At 37.0% G+C, this 17,905-nt stretch carries 16 protein-coding genes; 11 read left to right on the top strand and 5 right to left on the bottom strand.

The genetic code is table 11. The annotated features are described in order from the left end of the window. Positions 1 to 51 precede the first annotated feature (51 nt). The 5 genes from QQS39_RS07685 to QQS39_RS07665 all read left to right on the top strand — a co-directional run bounded on the left by QQS39_RS07685 (position 52) and on the right by QQS39_RS07665 (position 4,639). Positions 52 to 960 (top strand): metal ABC transporter substrate-binding protein, encoded by a 909-nt coding sequence (locus tag QQS39_RS07685; protein ID WP_196570638.1) that lies wholly within the window; start codon positions 52 to 54, stop codon positions 958 to 960. Further along, entirely contained in the window at positions 957 to 1,844 is an 888-nt protein-coding gene (locus QQS39_RS07680; protein ID WP_151434930.1) for a manganese/iron ABC transporter ATP-binding protein, read from the top strand. Before QQS39_RS07685 ends, QQS39_RS07680 begins: the two co-directional genes overlap by 4 nt. A 2-nt stretch (positions 1,845 to 1,846) precedes the next feature. Next, complete coding sequence (locus QQS39_RS07675) at positions 1,847 to 2,758, top strand: metal ABC transporter permease (RefSeq protein WP_099073583.1); 912 nt, start codon at positions 1,847 to 1,849, stop codon at positions 2,756 to 2,758. Beyond that, the gene (locus QQS39_RS07670; RefSeq protein WP_151434928.1) at positions 2,755 to 3,612 is read left to right on the top strand and encodes a metal ABC transporter permease; all 858 of its coding nucleotides are present in this window, start codon (positions 2,755 to 2,757) and stop codon (positions 3,610 to 3,612) included. Before QQS39_RS07675 ends, QQS39_RS07670 begins: the two co-directional genes overlap by 4 nt. A gap of 154 nt (positions 3,613 to 3,766) precedes the next feature. Next, entirely contained in the window at positions 3,767 to 4,639 is an 873-nt protein-coding gene (locus QQS39_RS07665) for a fructosamine kinase family protein (protein ID WP_285805678.1), read from the top strand. Between the two features lie 135 nt (positions 4,640 to 4,774). On the opposite strand, the gene QQS39_RS07660 is transcribed toward QQS39_RS07665, so the two are convergent. Continuing rightward, positions 4,775 to 5,314, bottom strand: coding sequence for a YniB family protein (locus tag QQS39_RS07660; RefSeq protein ID WP_196736649.1), 540 nt, complete (start codon positions 5,312 to 5,314; stop codon positions 4,775 to 4,777). Between the two features lie 200 nt (positions 5,315 to 5,514). Here QQS39_RS07660 and hxpB point away from each other — a divergent pair, with 200 nt between their 5' ends. From hxpB to QQS39_RS07630, 6 genes are all read left to right on the top strand, one after another. Then, positions 5,515 to 6,183: a hexitol phosphatase HxpB gene (gene hxpB, locus QQS39_RS07655; protein WP_285805677.1), complete on the top strand. Its 669-nt coding sequence runs from the start codon at positions 5,515 to 5,517 to the stop codon at positions 6,181 to 6,183. A gap of 309 nt (positions 6,184 to 6,492) precedes the next feature. Continuing rightward, the gene (locus tag QQS39_RS07650) at positions 6,493 to 7,059 is read left to right on the top strand and encodes a metal-dependent hydrolase (RefSeq protein WP_151434925.1); all 567 of its coding nucleotides are present in this window, start codon (positions 6,493 to 6,495) and stop codon (positions 7,057 to 7,059) included. 243 nt (positions 7,060 to 7,302) lie between these two features. Continuing rightward, complete coding sequence (locus QQS39_RS07645) at positions 7,303 to 8,694, top strand: L-cystine transporter (protein ID WP_151434924.1); 1,392 nt, start codon at positions 7,303 to 7,305, stop codon at positions 8,692 to 8,694. Between the two features lie 144 nt (positions 8,695 to 8,838). Next, complete coding sequence (locus QQS39_RS07640) at positions 8,839 to 9,693, top strand: hypothetical protein (RefSeq protein WP_285805883.1); 855 nt, start codon at positions 8,839 to 8,841, stop codon at positions 9,691 to 9,693. A 374-nt stretch (positions 9,694 to 10,067) separates the two neighbouring features. Then, positions 10,068 to 10,472 (top strand): DUF6088 family protein, encoded by a 405-nt coding sequence (locus QQS39_RS07635; protein WP_151434923.1) that lies wholly within the window; start codon positions 10,068 to 10,070, stop codon positions 10,470 to 10,472. Continuing rightward, on the top strand, positions 10,456 to 11,421 hold the full coding sequence (locus tag QQS39_RS07630) for a nucleotidyl transferase AbiEii/AbiGii toxin family protein (RefSeq protein WP_285805676.1): 966 nt from the start codon (positions 10,456 to 10,458) through the stop codon (positions 11,419 to 11,421). The genes QQS39_RS07635 and QQS39_RS07630 overlap by 17 nt, the downstream gene beginning before the upstream one ends. 84 nt (positions 11,422 to 11,505) lie before the next feature. Here QQS39_RS07630 and htpX read toward each other — a convergent pair whose 3' ends face one another. From htpX to proQ, 4 genes are all read right to left on the bottom strand, one after another. Further along, a complete protein-coding gene (gene htpX / locus QQS39_RS07625) occupies positions 11,506 to 12,384 on the bottom strand; it encodes a protease HtpX (protein ID WP_285805675.1) in 879 nt (292 codons plus the stop codon). 407 nt (positions 12,385 to 12,791) lie between these two features. After that, on the bottom strand, positions 12,792 to 14,144 hold the full coding sequence (locus QQS39_RS07620; RefSeq protein WP_285805674.1) for an OprD family outer membrane porin: 1,353 nt from the start codon (positions 14,142 to 14,144) through the stop codon (positions 12,792 to 12,794). A gap of 912 nt (positions 14,145 to 15,056) precedes the next feature. Continuing rightward, positions 15,057 to 17,117, bottom strand: a complete 2,061-nt coding sequence (gene prc, locus QQS39_RS07615; protein WP_151434920.1) for a carboxy terminal-processing peptidase — start codon at positions 17,115 to 17,117, stop codon at positions 15,057 to 15,059. A 19-nt stretch (positions 17,118 to 17,136) separates the two neighbouring features. Next, a complete protein-coding gene (proQ, locus tag QQS39_RS07610; RefSeq protein WP_285805673.1) occupies positions 17,137 to 17,832 on the bottom strand; it encodes an RNA chaperone ProQ in 696 nt (231 codons plus the stop codon). Between the last annotated feature and the right edge of the window lie 73 nt (positions 17,833 to 17,905).

Here is a 17,905-nt window from a genome sequence, read left to right as displayed (position 1 = left end):
TAATCATTATCAATTGAGAAAATAACTCTGCAACTATAAGGCAATAATAATATGGATATATTTCGCTCTGTAAACAAATTTTCACTCACGGCTTTGTGCCTTGTAGCATCTGTATTTTTAACAGCACCTACACAAGCAAAAGATAAACTAAAAGTTGTCACCACATTTACTATTATTCAAGATATCGCTCAAAATGTGGCTGGAGATGCCGCAATTGTCGAATCAATCACAAAACCCGGTGCTGAAATTCACGATTACCAACCGACTCCTAAAGATATTGTAAAAGCTCAAAAGGCTGATCTTATCTTATGGAATGGCTTAAATCTTGAACGTTGGTTTGAACGCTTTTTTAATGAGTTACGTAACGTACCCGCTGTTGTTGTCACTGAAGGCATCACACCAATGGCAATCAGTGAAGGTGCTTACAAAAACAACCCTAATCCACATGCGTGGATGTCACCGAATAATGCATTAATCTATATTGAAAATATTCGCAAAGCGCTTGTTGAACATGATCCAGATAATGCAGCTATTTATAATCAAAATGCGGCACGCTACGCAGAAAAAATTAAACAGCTTGACGCACCATTAAGAGAAAGATTATCTCGTATTCCACAAGAAGAGCGTTGGTTAGTGACCAGTGAAGGTGCATTCAGCTATTTAACTAATGATTATGGCTTTAAAGAAGTTTATTTATGGCCTATCAATGCAGAAGAACAAGGCACACCTCAACAGGTTAAATATGTGATTGATACCGTTAGAGAACATAAGATCCCTGTTGTCTTTAGTGAAAGTACAATTTCAGATAAACCAGCAAAACAAGTCAGCAAAGAAACAGGCGCAAAATACGGTGGTGTTCTTTATGTTGACTCACTTTCCGCTGAAGGTGGCGAAGTTCCTACTTATATTGATTTAATTACTATTACAGTAGATACAATTGCGAAAGGATTTGGGCAATGAGCAATATAAAAGCTAATCCTACGTTGACTGTTGATAATGCCACAGTAACTTACAACAACGGTCATACAGCTATTTTCGATGCAAGTTTTTCTATCACTGGTGGCACTATTTGCGCCCTAGTGGGTATCAATGGCAGTGGTAAATCCACTCTATTTAAAACCATTATGGGGCTGGTAAAGCCCTCTAAAGGTAAAGTGACATTAAACGATAGCCCTATCCAGCAGGCGTTAAAACAAAATATGATCGCCTATGTTCCACAAACAGAAGAGGTTGACTGGAACTTTCCCGTTCTCGTTTCTGATGTTGTGATGATGGGACGCTATGGAAAAATGGGATTTTTTCGTATTCCTTCAAAACGTGACCATGAAGTTGTTGAAGCATCATTAGAACGCGTTGGCTTATCAGGCTTAGGGCATCGCCAAATTGGTGAGCTTTCTGGTGGTCAGAAAAAACGTGTTTTCTTAGCGCGTGCAATGGCTCAGGAAGGTACTGTTTTATTACTTGATGAACCTTTTACTGGTGTCGATGTTAAAACAGAAAATGCCATTATCGAGCTTTTACGCAATTTGCGCGAAGAGGGTCACTTAGTTTTAGTTTCAACACATAACTTAGGAAGCGTGCCTGAATTTTGTGACCACGTTATTTTAATCAATAGAACAGTGTTAGACAGTGGTCCAACTGAAACGACGTTTACACAAAAAAACTTAGAGCACGCATTTGGTGGTGTGTTACGCCACATTAGCTTATCAGGTTCTGATCTTCATGATGATGACGATCCACGTTCACTTACTGTCATTACCGATGATGAACGTGCTGCTGTCTTTTATGGTCATCAAAAAGAGCATACTCCAGCGCACCAAAGCCAACGCAAACAAGGAGATTAGCCATGCTAGATTTACTCCTACAACCTTTTGAATATAACTATATGGTGAAAGCAATTTGGGTGAGTGCCTTAGTTGGTGCTGTCTGCGCTTTTCTTTCATCCTATCTTATTTTGAAAGGTTGGTCGTTAATGGGAGATGCCCTTTCCCACTCTGTTGTTCCCGGTGTTGCTGGGGCTTATATATTAGGTTTACCTTATGCAGTGGGTGCTTTTTTTACCGGTTTGCTCGCTGCATTATCAATGACATTTATTCGTCATATTACCCGCCTTCGTGAAGATGCCGTTATTGGTTTTATTTTCTCCACTTTTTTTGCCTTTGGTCTGTTGCTGGTTTCGCTTAAACCGACAGCCGTCAACGTTCAGACCATCATTCTTGGAAATATTTTAGGTATTGCTGATGAAGATGTATGGCAAGTAGTGATCATCACAGGTGTCTCTTTCTTAGTTTTATTTTGTATTTGGAAAGATTTGCTAGTGGTTTTTTTTGATGAAGTTCATGCAAAATCTATCGGTTTATCACCATTAAAATTAAAAATTATCTTTTTTACGCTTCTGAGCGCATGTACTGTTGCGGCGCTTCAAACTGTTGGCGCCATTCTTGTCATTGCAATGGTAGTGACTCCCGGTGCAACAGCTTACTTACTCACAGATCAATTTAAACGACTTGCTATTATTGCTATCTGTATTGGCACAATCACAAGTGCTGTAGGCGCTTATCTTAGCTACTTCTTTAATGGTGCAACAGGTGGCGTGATTGTCACAATGCAAACATCACTCTTTTTGTTGGCTTTCTTATTTGCCCCTAAACACGGTATGTTAGCCGCTCGCCGTCGTGCTCGTCAGAGTTCACAACAGTTGATCACACAATCTCACCAGCATAAAGGATCAACAAAACCAGAAGAGGTGAAACTATGAATGAGTTGATGGAGTTTTTCATTGAGCCTTTTCAATATCCATTTATGCAACGTGCTATTGTTGCCGCGATTATCATAGGTATCGCCTGTGCTATTTTATCTTGTTATATGGTATTAAAAGGCTGGTCTTTGATGGGAGATGCAATCTCTCATGCCGTTTTACCCGGTGTTGTTCTTGCTTATGTCACCGCGATCCCATTAACAGTTGGTGCCTTTCTTTCTGGATTATTTTGCTCTTTTGCCACCGGTTATTTAAAAGATCACAGTCGCATTAAAGAAGATACTGTAATGGGGATCGTATTTTCAGGCATGTTTGCTGTGGGGTTGGTCATTTTTGCCAGTGTCGATACAGACCAACATTTAATGCATATTTTATTTGGTAATATTTTAGGCATTACACCTGATGTATTAATTCAAATCGGCATTATCTGTGTAATTACCATCACTATTATGCTTATTAAGCAAAAAGATTTTATGCTTTATTGCTTCGATCCTAACCAAGCAAGAATTGTTGGTTTACCTGTCACATTATTACACTATGGATTGCTGTCTATTTTGGCATTAACCATTGTTGCTTCAATGCAAGCGGTTGGGATTATTTTAGTTGTCGCCATGCTTATTTCGCCGGGGATCACCGCGTATTTATTAACACGTAGTTTTTCACGCATGATTATGTTGGCAATTGTATTTTCTGTCGCTTCTAGCGTTATAGGCACATTTATTAGTTTCCATATTGATGGAGCAACAGGTCCTTGTATTGTGCTAACGCAAGCTGTGTTCTTTATTATTGCGCTACTCTGTAATCAGATAAAGTTGGCAAAAATAAAGCGACAAACAAAACCCGCTAGCGCCTGATAATATTTTTTATCTCAGCAAAAACGGGATAATCATCCCGTTTTTTAGCTTTATACTTTATTGATTTAATTAAAGTGTTATTGTCATAGTATAAACATCGCTCGTTATTATTTTATTTGGGTCTACTAAGTAAACAACTTTGCGAGGTGTAAGTATGTGGCAGAATATAGGTCGTTTACTGGAATCAAACTTAGGATTTTCAGCAAAGATAAACGAAAAACTCCACCTTTCTAGTGGCGATATTCATCATACATGGAAAATTTATTATGGTGATACGCCAGTTTTTGTGAAATCTAATTTGCGTGAATTTTTGCCTAATTTTAAAAATGAGGCAGAACAACTCGAAATGTTAGCCAAAAGCCAAACAATTCGAACGCCTCGGGTTCTTGGTATTGGTAATAGTAAAGATGCCAGCTTTCTACTCCTTGAATTTTTGCCTGTTCAACCATTTACACCTCATAGCGCCTATTGTTTTGGACAACAACTAGCAAGACTACATCAGTGGGAAGAACAACCTAGCTATGGCTTTGATTTCGATACCCAAATCGATACAACACCTCAACTTAATAGCTGGGAAAAACGCTGGAGTCACTTTTATTCTGAAAAACGTATTGGTTTTCAGCTACAACTGGCTTCTGAGAAAGGTATGATTTTTGGGGATATCGACGAGATAATCCAAATTGTCAATCATCGTCTTGCTGATCATAATCCACAACCCTCTCTGCTTCACGGCAACTTATGGCCTAAAAACTGTGCTGCGATTGGTCAATCAGAAGGTACGGTGTTTGATCCTGCTTGTTATTGGGGTGATCGAGAGTGTGATATCGCGATGTTACCACTTTGCACAGCCGTGCCTGCAAATATTTTCGATGGTTATCAAAGTGTTTGGCCATTATCAGATAAATTTTTATCACGCCAGCCTATTTACCAACTCTATTTCTTCCTCAACCGTTGTAATTTATTTGGGGGCGAAGAAAATTATTTAGAAGTCAGAAAAATAATTGATGATCTATTAGCAACACCTTAATAGGAAAAGAGTGGAATAGCTCTGAGATAAAATGCATAAAATAAAAAATATAACCTCGCCAGATTCAGTTACGCGAGGTTTATTTTTCCCTTCAGTTAATATAAATGAACCATCCTCGTTCACTTTAAAGCCGTGTTACCATCCTAAAAATTTCATCAAGAAATAACCTATTGCAATAACAATCAGAGGTGACAGGTAAAGCACCATAATTTGTGTAAAAATAGTATGTCGAGGTAATTTAATATTTTGTTGCAACTCTTCAGCAGTCACACCACTTTTCATTGCACGTTCGATAATAAGCTGGTCTTGTATATTTTCTTTCAAATATTTCACTTGGCGATAAATTCGTAATCCTGATGCACTGAATGCTAAGCCAATAAATATAAAAAGAAAGATAACAAAAAAAGTGATATTTTCTTGGCTAAATCCCATTTGTGTATTGGGAATAGGCGAATTTCGCCAGAAAAAACCTAAAAAAGGCGTATTAAATTGCACCATTTCTGCTAATACACGAAAAAAATCATTAATTACGGCATTTACGCCATCGCCGGTTGGGCGTTGTATTGCCGCCAAGCCTATCAATGATACTGCTGTTGAAATAAAGGCAGGAATAAAAATAAGCCAACCAAGTACACGCTTTAAAATGGCATACAATCCTGCATATTGATAACTCATCACATCCTCACTAATAGAATTCGTCAATATCTTATCTGTTTATCGTAGTCTAGTTAACGGCTAATACGACAATAAATTAATAGTAGCTATTCTCTCTATTTATTTTACAAAATAAATAAGAAACTGATTAAAAAGATTTTCCTTGTAACTCTTGCTACAATCGCCACTCGACAACATAGACCTTATTTATGGAGAGTAACATGTCTTTTAAATTCCCTATTGAAGCTGCAATATTTGATATGGATGGTTTATTAATCGACTCTGAACCATTTTGGCAGCGAGCAGAACATGAGGTCTTTGCTGAATTAGGCGTCGATTTGTCCCTTGCATCGGCAATGCCCGATATGGTTGGGTTAAGAATAAACGAAGTCATTGATTTATGGTATAAAGCATCACCTTGGCGAGGCGTTTCAAAACAAGAAGCAAAACAAAAAATGGTTTCTCGTGTTGTCAAATTGGTTGAAGAAACAAAGCCACTATTACCGGGTGTTGAGCATGCCTTAGAGCTTTGCAAATCATCAGGGTTAAAAATTGCACTTGCATCGGCATCTCCTGATTTTATGCTTGAGCGTGTACTTGAGTTGTTTAATATTCGCCACTACTTCTCAGCCGTCGTGTCTGCCGATGAGTTACCACATAGCAAACCACACCCTGAGGTTTATCTAAACGCAGCTAAAGCGCTTAATCTTGACCCTATCCACTGTGTTTCATTAGAAGATTCTCGCAATGGCATGATTGCTTGTAAAGGTGCAAGAATGCGCTCTATCGTCGTGCCTGCAACAGAACAATTTAATGATAAGCAATGGGGCTTAGCGGATGTAAAAATTGCATCACTTAATGAACTAACACAACTGCATTTATTAGGCTAATTTCCATAAATAAAAAGGGTATTTTGCTTTGTAAGATATCCTTTTTGTTCTCTTTTAATATTTATCGCCTCACAAGCCACCTTTTGTACTTTTGCTCTTCCTCTTATATATTTTGCTCACAGCCACTCGCCGTTATCTTATTTTTTAGTTTTTTATCCTAAATTCGATCATTTTTAAATCAATCAAATAAAATATTCCTGTTATCCCTTAATATTTAAGACAATTTTTATCTTTTTTGTCTGTTAGTTATCGCCAAAACCTTTTATACTTCATTACTGTATAAATGAACAGCAAACGAACAGACACGGAATGACAGCAGAAGGACATCTACTTTTTTCTGTAGCAACACTTGTGTTAGCACAGAAACTTGAAATAACGCCAGCTATTGCTCATGGTGATTGGTTTCACATGATCCCTGCTGTCTTATTAGGCTCCCTTCTACCTGATTTGGATCACCCAGGCTCTATTCTTGGACGATTATTCCGTATTATCTCTCTGCCTCTATCAAAGCTCTGTGGCCATCGAGGTTTTACGCATAGTTTACTTGCATTTTGTGGTTTAGCTATTTTGTGGGAAACCCAAGTTTCACCACGTTGGGATATTTCTGCCGATATCTTTCATGCCCTTTTATTGGGTTATCTTAGTCATCTCATTGCCGATATGTTAACTCCTGCGGGCGTTCCTTTCTTGTGGCCTTTAAAAATGCGTTTTGCATTACCTATTTTAGGTAAAAAGAATAATAAAAAAGGCGAGAGATTTATTTCTGTTTTGATCCTTGTTGGCGCACTTTTTTTACCTCCACACCTTACTGTTACCCTGCCTTCGCAAGTCAACAACTGGTTACAGATGTACCACGATAAGCGCACTAACTTTTAACATCCCCTGACAAAACCCTACGTTTTTCTATTTATTTATAAATTCTTACATCTTTTTATACCTACTTTCCTTGTCTTTATAACCAAACGATTATATAAAATACTAATTAATTATAAAAAGTTATTAACAACCCTGTTACTATATAACGAATTGATGCTGTTATATCCTTTCTTATTACCTAAGAACTCATATCGCATACAATCGTTGAATTTATATAAATAAAGATCTCGTTGGAGAGTTAAGATGAATTTTCCGTTAATTATTAACGTACTCGTCTTTGTTGTGCTATTACTCATCTTGGCTAAATTAAGTCAACGTCAGTGGAGCCTTTCAAAGAAAGTTCTTGTTGGTTTAGTTTTTGGTGTTGCTTTTGGACTAGCACTACACGCATTCTATGACTCACACGATCCTATTATTAAAGAATCTATTCTTTGGTTTAATATCGTGGGTAATGGCTATGTACAGCTGTTGCAAATGATCATTATGCCATTAGTATTTGCCTCTATTCTTAGTGCCGTAGCTCGTTTGCATCAAGCATCATCACTAGGAAAAATTAGTGGTCTCACTATTGGTACACTGTTATTTACCACCGCTATTTCTGCCTTAATCGGTATTGTTATTGCTAACTTATTTGGCTTAACAGCAGAAGGCTTAGTACAAGGTGAACAAGAAGCACAGCGCTTAATTGCACTTGAACAAAATTACATGGGCAAAGTTTCTGACTTAACGATGCCACAGCTTATTTTGTCATTTATTCCTAAAAATCCATTTGCTGATTTAACAGGTGCCAGCTCCACATCGATTATTAGCGTTGTTATCTTCGCGACTTTCTTAGGCATGGCGGCGTTGAAATTACTCAAAGAAGATCAGCCTCGTGGTGAGAAAGTTTTAGTCGCGATTGATTGCCTACAATCATGGATCATGAAACTGGTTCGCATTGTTATGATGTTAACACCTTATGGTGTAATGGCGCTGATGACTAAAGTTGTTGCAAGCTCCAATATGCACGACATCATTCAATTAGGAAGCTTTGTTGTTGCCTCATATGTTGCTATTGGCTTAATGTTTGTTGTTCATGGATTACTGGTCAGCTTCACAGGTTTAAATCCGATTAGATTCTTCAAAAAAGCGGGACCTTTATTAGCATTTGCATTTACAAGCCGTTCAAGTGCTGCAAGTATTCCGTTGAATATTGAAACACAAATTAAGCGTGTTGGTGTGCCAGAATCTATCGCAAGCTTCTCATCCTCTTTTGGTACAACAATTGGTCAAAATGGTTGTGCGGGTATTTACCCTGCGATGTTAGCTGTTATGGTTGCACCTACTGTGGGAATTAATCCATTAGATCCAATGTGGATCGCAACTTTAGTTGCTATCGTGACTGTTAGCTCTGCTGGTGTTGCTGGTGTGGGTGGCGGTGCAACATTTGCAGCCCTTATCGTTTTACCTGCCATGGGCTTACCAGTGACATTAGTTGCCCTGTTAATCTCAGTAGAACCGTTAATTGATATGGGACGTACAGCATTAAACGTTAGTGGCTCCATGACAGCGGGTACAATTACCAGCCAAATTATGGGACAAACGGACAAAGCTGTCTTCAACCAAGATGAAGAAACTGAGCTTACCGTAAAATAAACGTTATCTACCTCTATTGATAAAGCCAGTTCATTTGAACTGGCTTTTTTTTGTATCTATATTAAGTTACGTATCTTCTATCTATTTAATTCACCGATATCAATAAAAAACTTATAAATATAACAAGGTAAAATCGTGCAAAAAATGATGCGAGTTTTACGTAAACTCTATAAATATGAAAATAGTCAATATGATCCAGAACGTCAGGTTTCACTGTATTCCCTTGATATCCTGTCAGAAAAAGAAAAAGCCTTGTTGTCTGAGTCCAATTGGCAACCTAATATCATAGAAAGATTTGCTGATCACGCTGATGTTATTTCGAAATTAAATAGCTTAAAGAATAATCCATTACTCACCCAAAAGCGTTGCTTAGATGCTTTTGTTGCAGGTGTCGGAGGTAGTTATCTTAGAGGTCGCTCTGTTTTAGGGGCTTTTCATAAATTGCAAAATTTGCCATTACATAATTATGAAGAAAAGCCTCAATATGCCTGCTGTTGGGTTTGTAGTGATAAAGATCAGCAAAAACATATTAATGACAGCTATTTTCAATATTGCCTCTATTACGGTAATTCTTATACTGGCAATCCTACTTATGCTTACTTGAATTTAAAACATCTACTGACCGTCCCCCCTATCAGCCCAACTCCCACAGATAAAGAGATCTTTAAGCAATTGCTCGATTTATTACGCCATGCGCCTGAAGATGACACTCCGGGTAAGTTTGAAAAGCGGTTAAATGAGGCTAAATTAGTTTCTGGTGATAAATATACCAAACGAGGTATTTTGCACTCACTTGCCTTAGTTGGTGTTATTCCCAATGCCTACATTCCATTATATTTAGATCATTGGGCGAATTTCGGCGATATTACCATTGCAGAAAATCAACTTAATAACACAAAAGGTCGCTCTGATATGGAAATGCCATGGGCGGGCTGGAAAGGTGCTCTTAAAATTGATGAGAAAAAACTGATGGCATACTTTGGCGAGTATTTAGATTAAATACCCTATTATTCCGCATAAATAGAAAGCGCTCAATAAACTAAGGTCAGTTCAATTTGAGCTGGCTTTTTTGTATCTCTATTAAGTCGCATATCTTCTATTTTTGTCATCCTCCAATATCAATAAAAACCCTCTAAACATAACAAGACAAAATCGTGCAAAAAATCATATATCTTTGGTTAGTAATTAATTTGATTGTTATAAATATCTTTACTAACAAAACTTACTCACCACTCTAAGTAATCAATATAATTTATAATAAAAACAATTAATTAAAATTTCAAATTATCATTAGATAAAATTAAAATGTCGTATTTTTGCTATCATTAATGTCGTATTCTTGCTATCATAATATTTGACTTAAGGAGGAAATCATGACAATAAAAGATAAAATTGAAACACGTTTAAAACGTTCAAAACGTAATGTTTTCTTTCGTAAAGATTTTAATGATATAGCAGGTTATGATCAAATAGGTCGGGTTTTAAACTTACTTATCCAAGAAGGTGTTTTGCTAAGAGTTGGGCAAGGTGTTTATACCAAAGCCCGCCGTAACCAAATTACAGGAAAAACAATGCCAGCAGCCCCTGGTGGGTCAGCATCAGTTATTATTGAAACACTTGATCGTCTCAAAATACCTTATTTACTTGGTGATGCCACCAAAGCATACAATGAGGGTAGTTCAACTCAAATTCCTGCATATGTTGAAATAAAAACCCCTCGTCGTTTTAGCCGAAAACTCATAATAGGGAATAGCAAAATTAATGAAAAAACAAATTGATTTATTCCCTGATGTTGCAGATGCTCTCGGTATTGATTCCGTATCTATTGTTGAAAAAGACTTTTATATCATTGAGCTATTAAAAATGATTAAAGATGCAGCTTACCATTCCCATCAACTTGTTTTTTCTGGTGGTACAGCACTATCTAAATCAGGAATAGCATTAAACAGAATGTCTGAAGATGTTGATATAAAAATGGTACCAAATGTTCGGTTTTTATCCAAGTCAAGGGAGCAGCGTAAAAAAATTAGGCGTGAATTAATTGGCTCAATTATAAAGAAAATAGAATCATTAGATTTTTTTAAAATTAACTTAGAGAATGCAATTAAACGTGATGAATATCGCTACTACGAAGTAGAAATACAATACCCTCAAAAGCACCAGCAAGCACCTTGCTTAAGACCCTTCATTAAACTTGAATTTATCGAAACAGAATTATTAGAGCCACCCAAAAATAGAAACATTAGCTCATTAGTTACACAATTAACGGATCAAGGAGATGTAATTGAATCACTTCCATGTGCTACAAATGAATCAACTCATGTGGAGAAACTTATATCAATAATGCGTAGAACAGCATCATTAAATCGTGGTTATGATCGATTTGACGATAAATCATTAGTTAGGCATATTTATGATAATTATTGTATTGTCACTCACCAACCACCTGATTATCAAAAACTCAGTATTTTTATGTATAACTGTATACAACAAGATATAGCACGATACTCAAACCAGTATCCTGAATTTTGCGAGTTTCCACTTAAAGAATTGCAACTAGGGCTAGATAGATTACGTGATGACCCAATTCATGAGCAACGTTATCTAAAATTTGTTTTACCGATGGTCTTTAGCAAAAACAAAATCACATGGAAAAATGCATATGCAACATTTCATACAACAGCCTCTATTTTATTAAATATCCTTAACGAAAAATATTATAATTAAAAAACGCCAGAAAGATTTAACTCTCTGGCGTTTCTATTTTTAGCGAAGCATTAACCATATTTTCTTTAATGCTATCATTCAATCTTATTTCAAATACTCACCATTGCGCAGTGCTTCAATACGCTTATCTAATGGCGGATGAGATAAAAATAACTCGCTGAATGACTTATTACGACCATTGATACAGAAAGCCATCATGCTACTCTCTTCTTGTGGCTCGTAACTCGTTTTCAAACGTTGTAATGCCGCTATCATTTTTTCACGGCCAACAAGCTTTGCAGAACCCGCATCCGCGTGGAATTCACGATAACGAGAGAACCACATGGTAATAATGCTGGCAAGAATACCGAATACAATTTCCAGAACCATTGAAACCCCCATATAAACCCATGGGTTTCCATTGCTATTTTCACTCTCTTCGTCATTAGAGATAAAGTTAGCAACAAATTGAGCGATGATACGAGAAATAAAGATAACGAAGGTATTCACAACACCTTGTAGCAAGGTCATGGTTATCATATCACCATTAGCGACATGGCTAATTTCATGGGCAATAACCGCTTCTGCTTCATCTCGACTCATATTAGCTAACAAACCAGTACTCACAGCCACCAGCGAAGCATCACGGCGAGCGCCTGTTGCAAATGCATTAATATCAGGCGCATCATAAATTGCCACTTGTGGCATTTTAATGCCGACTTGTTCAGATTGTCTTCTTACCGTATCTAATAACCAACGCTCTACTTCTGAAGTTGGGTTTTCAATAACTTGACCACCCACTGAACGTAATGCCATCCATTTTGACATTAATAGTGAAATAAATGCACCACCAAAGCCAAACAAGCCCGCCATGATCATCAAGCCTTGAACACTACGACCTTGTATACCTGTTAAAGATAAGATGATCCCAAAAACAAACATAACAGCTAAGTTTGTTAACAGGAATAAAGCAATTCTCATCATATTGATACTGTTCCTATTTTATCTAATTATCACATTGCTAAAACTGTCTTATAAATAAGGCTTTTTTAGATTTTATCAAGCTTTTTAACCTATTTAATATTAAAAACGATATAACTTTACATTTTGATAAAGAAATAGTCAGTGAACACCTAATATTAGGCATCATTTAAAGCTTAAGTATAAAGTGAGATTGATAATAGATGATATGAATTTTCTGTTTTGTCGAACGAAAGGAATTTATTTAAGAAAGGCTTGTATTGTTGAATATCATAACCACGGGTTTACCATAAAGATGCCACCATTTACGATAATCGATAGAGCCATTATCTCTGTATTTTTATGCACGACTCACAATATATGCAAGTCGTGCATCTGATACGAGCAATAAACTCAATTAACGCTATAAATTACATTTTAAAACGATATGTTGTTGTCATAGAGCCTGATAATGAATGAGCTCGTTGTGAGTGACCATCATAAAGTTTTGGTGTGGTATAGTCGTTTTCTTGCTGGTGGTGCCAGCCGATACCACCACTTAAAGAAACAGAAAGATTTTTTGTAGGTTTCCAGTAGCTAAATAAACCAAATTGCCCTTGTTTTAATCTTTCACCAGAATAGCTGAACTCACTATAGTTGGTACGCGCACCAACAGACAGTTCTTTGCTAATTCTGTATTCAGCTTCCAATGCACCCATAACCTCACCATCACGTACATAGTCGATATCTGCGTAAGCAGGTGAGTTAAAGCGTCCACGGGTATTACCAATTGGGTTACGCGCAAATTGACCAACACCATTAGCTTTTTCTGCATCGGTATATGTCACACCTGTACGTAATGTCCATGGTGATTCTGGAATGCGCCATTCCATAGTACCTGCAAAGTGCCATGCGTCATTATCAAAGTTACGTTTACCCTTATTGGCATCACTTAATGTACGTTTACCATCACTACCGTAATCATGATAATAAACAACACCGCCAACAGTAACATCTGAGGTTAATTTATATTTTGCTTCTAAACCATGTTGACGGAATACATCATCCGCTTGACCATAGAAATAAAATACTTTTAACGGTTTGGAGTTGTAGTTAATGCCACCAGTCAGCACATGGTCGATATTATGTCTAACGCCATTGCCATCGCTGAAATACATTCTGTCAGTATTTGGGCTATCACGACGCATTACTTTACCGTCAAGGAATAGTAAATCTAAGCTCCAGTCGCCCATTGCAGTGTTAGTAGCATAACCATTGTAGCTGTTTAATGATAAACGCTGTGAGTTTGTAAAAATACCGGTATTTTTCAGAGTAAACCAACCCGCTTTACCGTTAATTAATACAGGATCTAAATCGAATTTAACTTTTGCAAAGCGTTGACCAATTTTGTTATAGCCTTTTGCGTCGCCATCATCATTATATAAAATTGCACGAGAGGCGAAGTCTTTACTTGCGCCTAATTTGATACCACCATAATAAGAGACATCAAATCCTAGGATGTCACCTAAATAACCTGATTTGAAATCAGCTTGGAAGTTTTGACCCCAAGCATTGGCAACTTGCTTTCTGTAACGTTGCTCTTCTTTATCAAAACGGTTTTCAGTTTTTAAGTATTTCCACATATTGATTGTAGAAAGTTCAAGTTCTGAATCTGAAATAAACGCGCTTTCTTTAATTGAGTCTTCCCAATTTGCGGCATTAGCAGCGCTTACTGCTAAGAAGCAAGGAGACAACATAAACAATACTATTTTTTTTACTTTCATCTTAATGCAACCTGGTTAATAAATATTTGAATTAAGTTATGCTGACTTATATTCAGCAAGTTTAATAAAACACCATTTTTTTATTTAGCTAAAAAATAACCTTTGATTAAATTTATAGTTGCACCATTTTCAAGCAATAGAGTCATTTTTTGGCGTAAAAAATCCAATATGGATATCTCACCATATTTATATTTACTTATTTTTTTGCAATAAAATCCTATAAGCAAATTATAGATTATTTGCCTTTAGTCACTACCCCTTACGTATAGAACCCTACTCTAAAAATATATTATTTTAGTTATAATATTTTGCTCTAAAAATACATTTTGAACTCATAGAATAAAGATAACTCATCATTTAGGTAAGATTTTAGCTAACGCGTCAATATCCAAAAATGACGCAAATATTTCATAATGTGTATACTATAGTAATTTTATGTCAACTTTAGAGACCATTGTCACAACATGTTACATTTATTGCAATAGACATGCTATCAAATGAGATCTTAATCACAATAAATAATCCTTTTATCTTTTTATTCCACTTATTAAATAAGAAACTCACCTCTTATCTAAAAATCAACCCAGCATTCGCTCTTATAGCTTACAAAACTTATTCAAGATATATTTCGAATTGAAAATTAAGTTACATAAAGTGAAATTTAAATATCCATTCATTAATAATAATTTATATTACTGGCAACTTAATATAGAGAAGAACTAAAAATATAAAGGGTGGCATCTAAGAAACTATTATTGGTTTTCTTAAAAAGATTTTTGATGAAAAGCCTGATAAACATTGATTGGCAATAGTAATTTTATATCTTGGCTAATATAAATATAAAACCCCCCAGCAATTGGTTATCCAACTATTGGGGGGTTACTTTAAGTATCTGTTGTTATAACTGATAACTTAATTTAATAATTTCTTAGGCTTAAGCACTTTTGAGAGATCAACCGCAATTTTAGCAGTTTCATCTAAATAAGGATCTGGCCCCTCATAATCCTTAGGCAAATCATCGAGTGATTTTAACGCAGGCTTACCTTCTAATTTAAAACGCTCATTAATGCGATTTAATTTGATGGCTTCTAGCTCTTTGTTTTCTTTCTCTCTTTCAGCGAAGTTTAAGATAACAAATTTATCTTCACCTTTTGCTTTGGCATCGTTATAACGCTGAATATCAGCAAAGATGTACGAAAACTCTCTGTCATTTGCGATGCGCTTAGTATGCTGCTCAGTTAATGGCGCTAACGCGGCCTTCAGCTTGTCTGAATACTCAGAGAGCTGATAGCTTGCTGGAGAGATACTATCCCAAGGCAATGCGTTATCTTCAAAACTTTCACCCATTTCAGCACTATCAAAGCTTGGTAACAACAAATCAGGGGTTACCCCTTTAAGTTGAGTACTGCCACCATTAATTCGATAGAATTTTTGAATAGTGTATTGCACTGAACCTAAACCAGGCCAATCAGGGCTTAGCATTTGGTCGTAAACACGGGTTAATGGGCGATATTGCTGAACTGTTCCTTTACCGAACGTTTGCTCACCTACAATTAGCGCTCGTCCGTAGTCTTGCATTGCAGCCGCAAAAATTTCAGAGGCAGAAGCACTAAAGCGATTTACGATAACCACCAGTGGTCCTTTATAATACACGACATCATCTTTATCGAAATCTTGTCGTACACGACCATTATTATCTCTGACTTGCACAACGGGGCCACTCGGAATAAATAATCCTGAAAGTGAAATCGCCTCTGTTAATGCGCCACCACCATTACCGCGCAAATCAATGACTAAAGATGAAACATTATCTTTAGCCACTTTTTGTAACTGTGTTTTTACGTCATTGGTTAAACCAACATAGAAGCTTGGAATATCCAAAATTGCAACTTTATCACCGTTAATCACTTTTTCAGTTAGCTTAACAGCTCTGTCTTCTAAACGGATTTGCTCTCTGACTAAAGTGATTGTTCTTGGTTTAGCGCCTTTCTCATCAGAAATAACTTCTAATTTTACTTGGCTACCTTTTGGCCCTTTAATCAACGCAACAATATCATCAAGTCGCCAGCCGACAACATCAACCATCGTTTTATTTTGTTGCCCTACAGCAATAATTTTATCGCCTACTTTCAACTCTTTGCTTTTTGCAGCCGGACCACCGGTTACCATAGAGTTGATCATAGGGTAGTCATCATCCATCTGTAATACAGCGCCAATGCCTTCTAAGGATAGGCTCATTTCAGAATCAAAGGCTTCGGTATTTCTTGGTGATAAATAACTTGTATGAGGATCAATTTCGCGGGCGAATGCCGACATAATGATTTGGAAAACATCTTCACTTTGGCTTTGCGTTTGACGACGTAACGCAGCTTTATAACGCTTAGTGAGGGTCTCTTTAACTTCGCTATCTGTTTTTTCAGATAGTTTCAGCGTTAACCAATCATATTTTACTTTTTCATCCCAAAGTTTATCTAGCTCAGCTTGAGTTTGCGGCCATGGCGCTTTTGTTCTATCTAACTCAAACTTATCTTGACCAGTTAAATCCATGGGTTTATCTAGGCGGTTTAAGGCGTATTGAAAACGTTCAAAACGTCTTTTTTGCGCTAAATTAAAGAGATCATAAAGAGGCTGAAGCTCCCCTTTTTTCAGATATTCACCTACTTTGGTTTTTTCTTTATCAAATTGGGCAATATCTGATGCTAGCAACACATTGTGGCTATAATCTAATAAATTAAGATAGCGATTAAAAATCTTTTCAGAAAAGCTCGCATCTAGCGAGAACTGACGATAATGAGAGCGTTCAAAACGAGAGGTTACTCGCTCGCTCACGGTAGAATGTTGTGGCTCTTGCTTTAATTCGGGTAACTGATCAATAGTTACCATTGCTGGGGTGGCTGGTTTCTCAGCCATCACAACAGAAGTGCCTGTTAACGTTAATCCGATTGCAAAAGCCACATTTAAAAGTTTGTTCATGCTCTGGTTGGCCTCCGTATCAGAACTTTAAATGTTCCGTGCGTACATTCATTGCCAAACCATTAGGCAATTGTACACGTACACCCTCTTTGGCTATCTCTAGCACTGTCGCGTCCATCACGCTGCTACCAACGTTAACTTTTAGCGATTGACCAACAGTAAGAACTGATGTGTCTTTCACTGGAATTAACTTTTCAGTATTTTGGCGTGGTGGTGCTTTACGAGGTGCTTGAGCCGCTTTTTGAGGACGAGGCTGCCGTTTTTCACCATCTTTAGGTGGCTGACGACGCGTATTATTTGGCTTTTTCGCTGCCGGACGTTTGCTGGTCTCCTTATCACCTTCAGCTTCGCGCTTCTTAGCACGTTGTTCTGCTCTCTGAGCTTGAACGCGCGCCTTAGCTTCTGCTAATTGTGTACGAGCATGTTCAATATGCTCAGCTTCCAGTTCGCCGCAGTCATTACCATTCAAATCGACACGTTTTGCTCCTTCTTTAACTCCATAAAGGTAGCGCCAACTTGAGGTATACAAGCGTAATGCCGAACGTAACTGTGTTTTACTCAGTTGAGTTTCATCTTTTAGATCTTCAACAAGATCTTGAAAAATGCCAACTTTCAAAGGGCGGGCTTCGCCCTCAGCGATAAAACACTTAGGGAAACGTTCAGCTAAAAAAGCGATGATTTCTTTACTACTATTCAACTTAGGTTGATTTTCCATGAAATTTCCTGATTACAACGGTTTTGCCAACCAGCGCAGGCATGAACAAGCGACATTATAATAGTGTTGCCAA

It is taken from the genome of Proteus appendicitidis, from assembly GCF_030271835.1.
GTDB classification, from domain to species: Bacteria; Pseudomonadota; Gammaproteobacteria; order Enterobacterales; family Enterobacteriaceae; genus Proteus; species Proteus appendicitidis.
The sequence above is the reverse complement of the archived record's forward strand: the minus strand, read 5'-3'. Positions and strand labels throughout refer to the sequence as shown.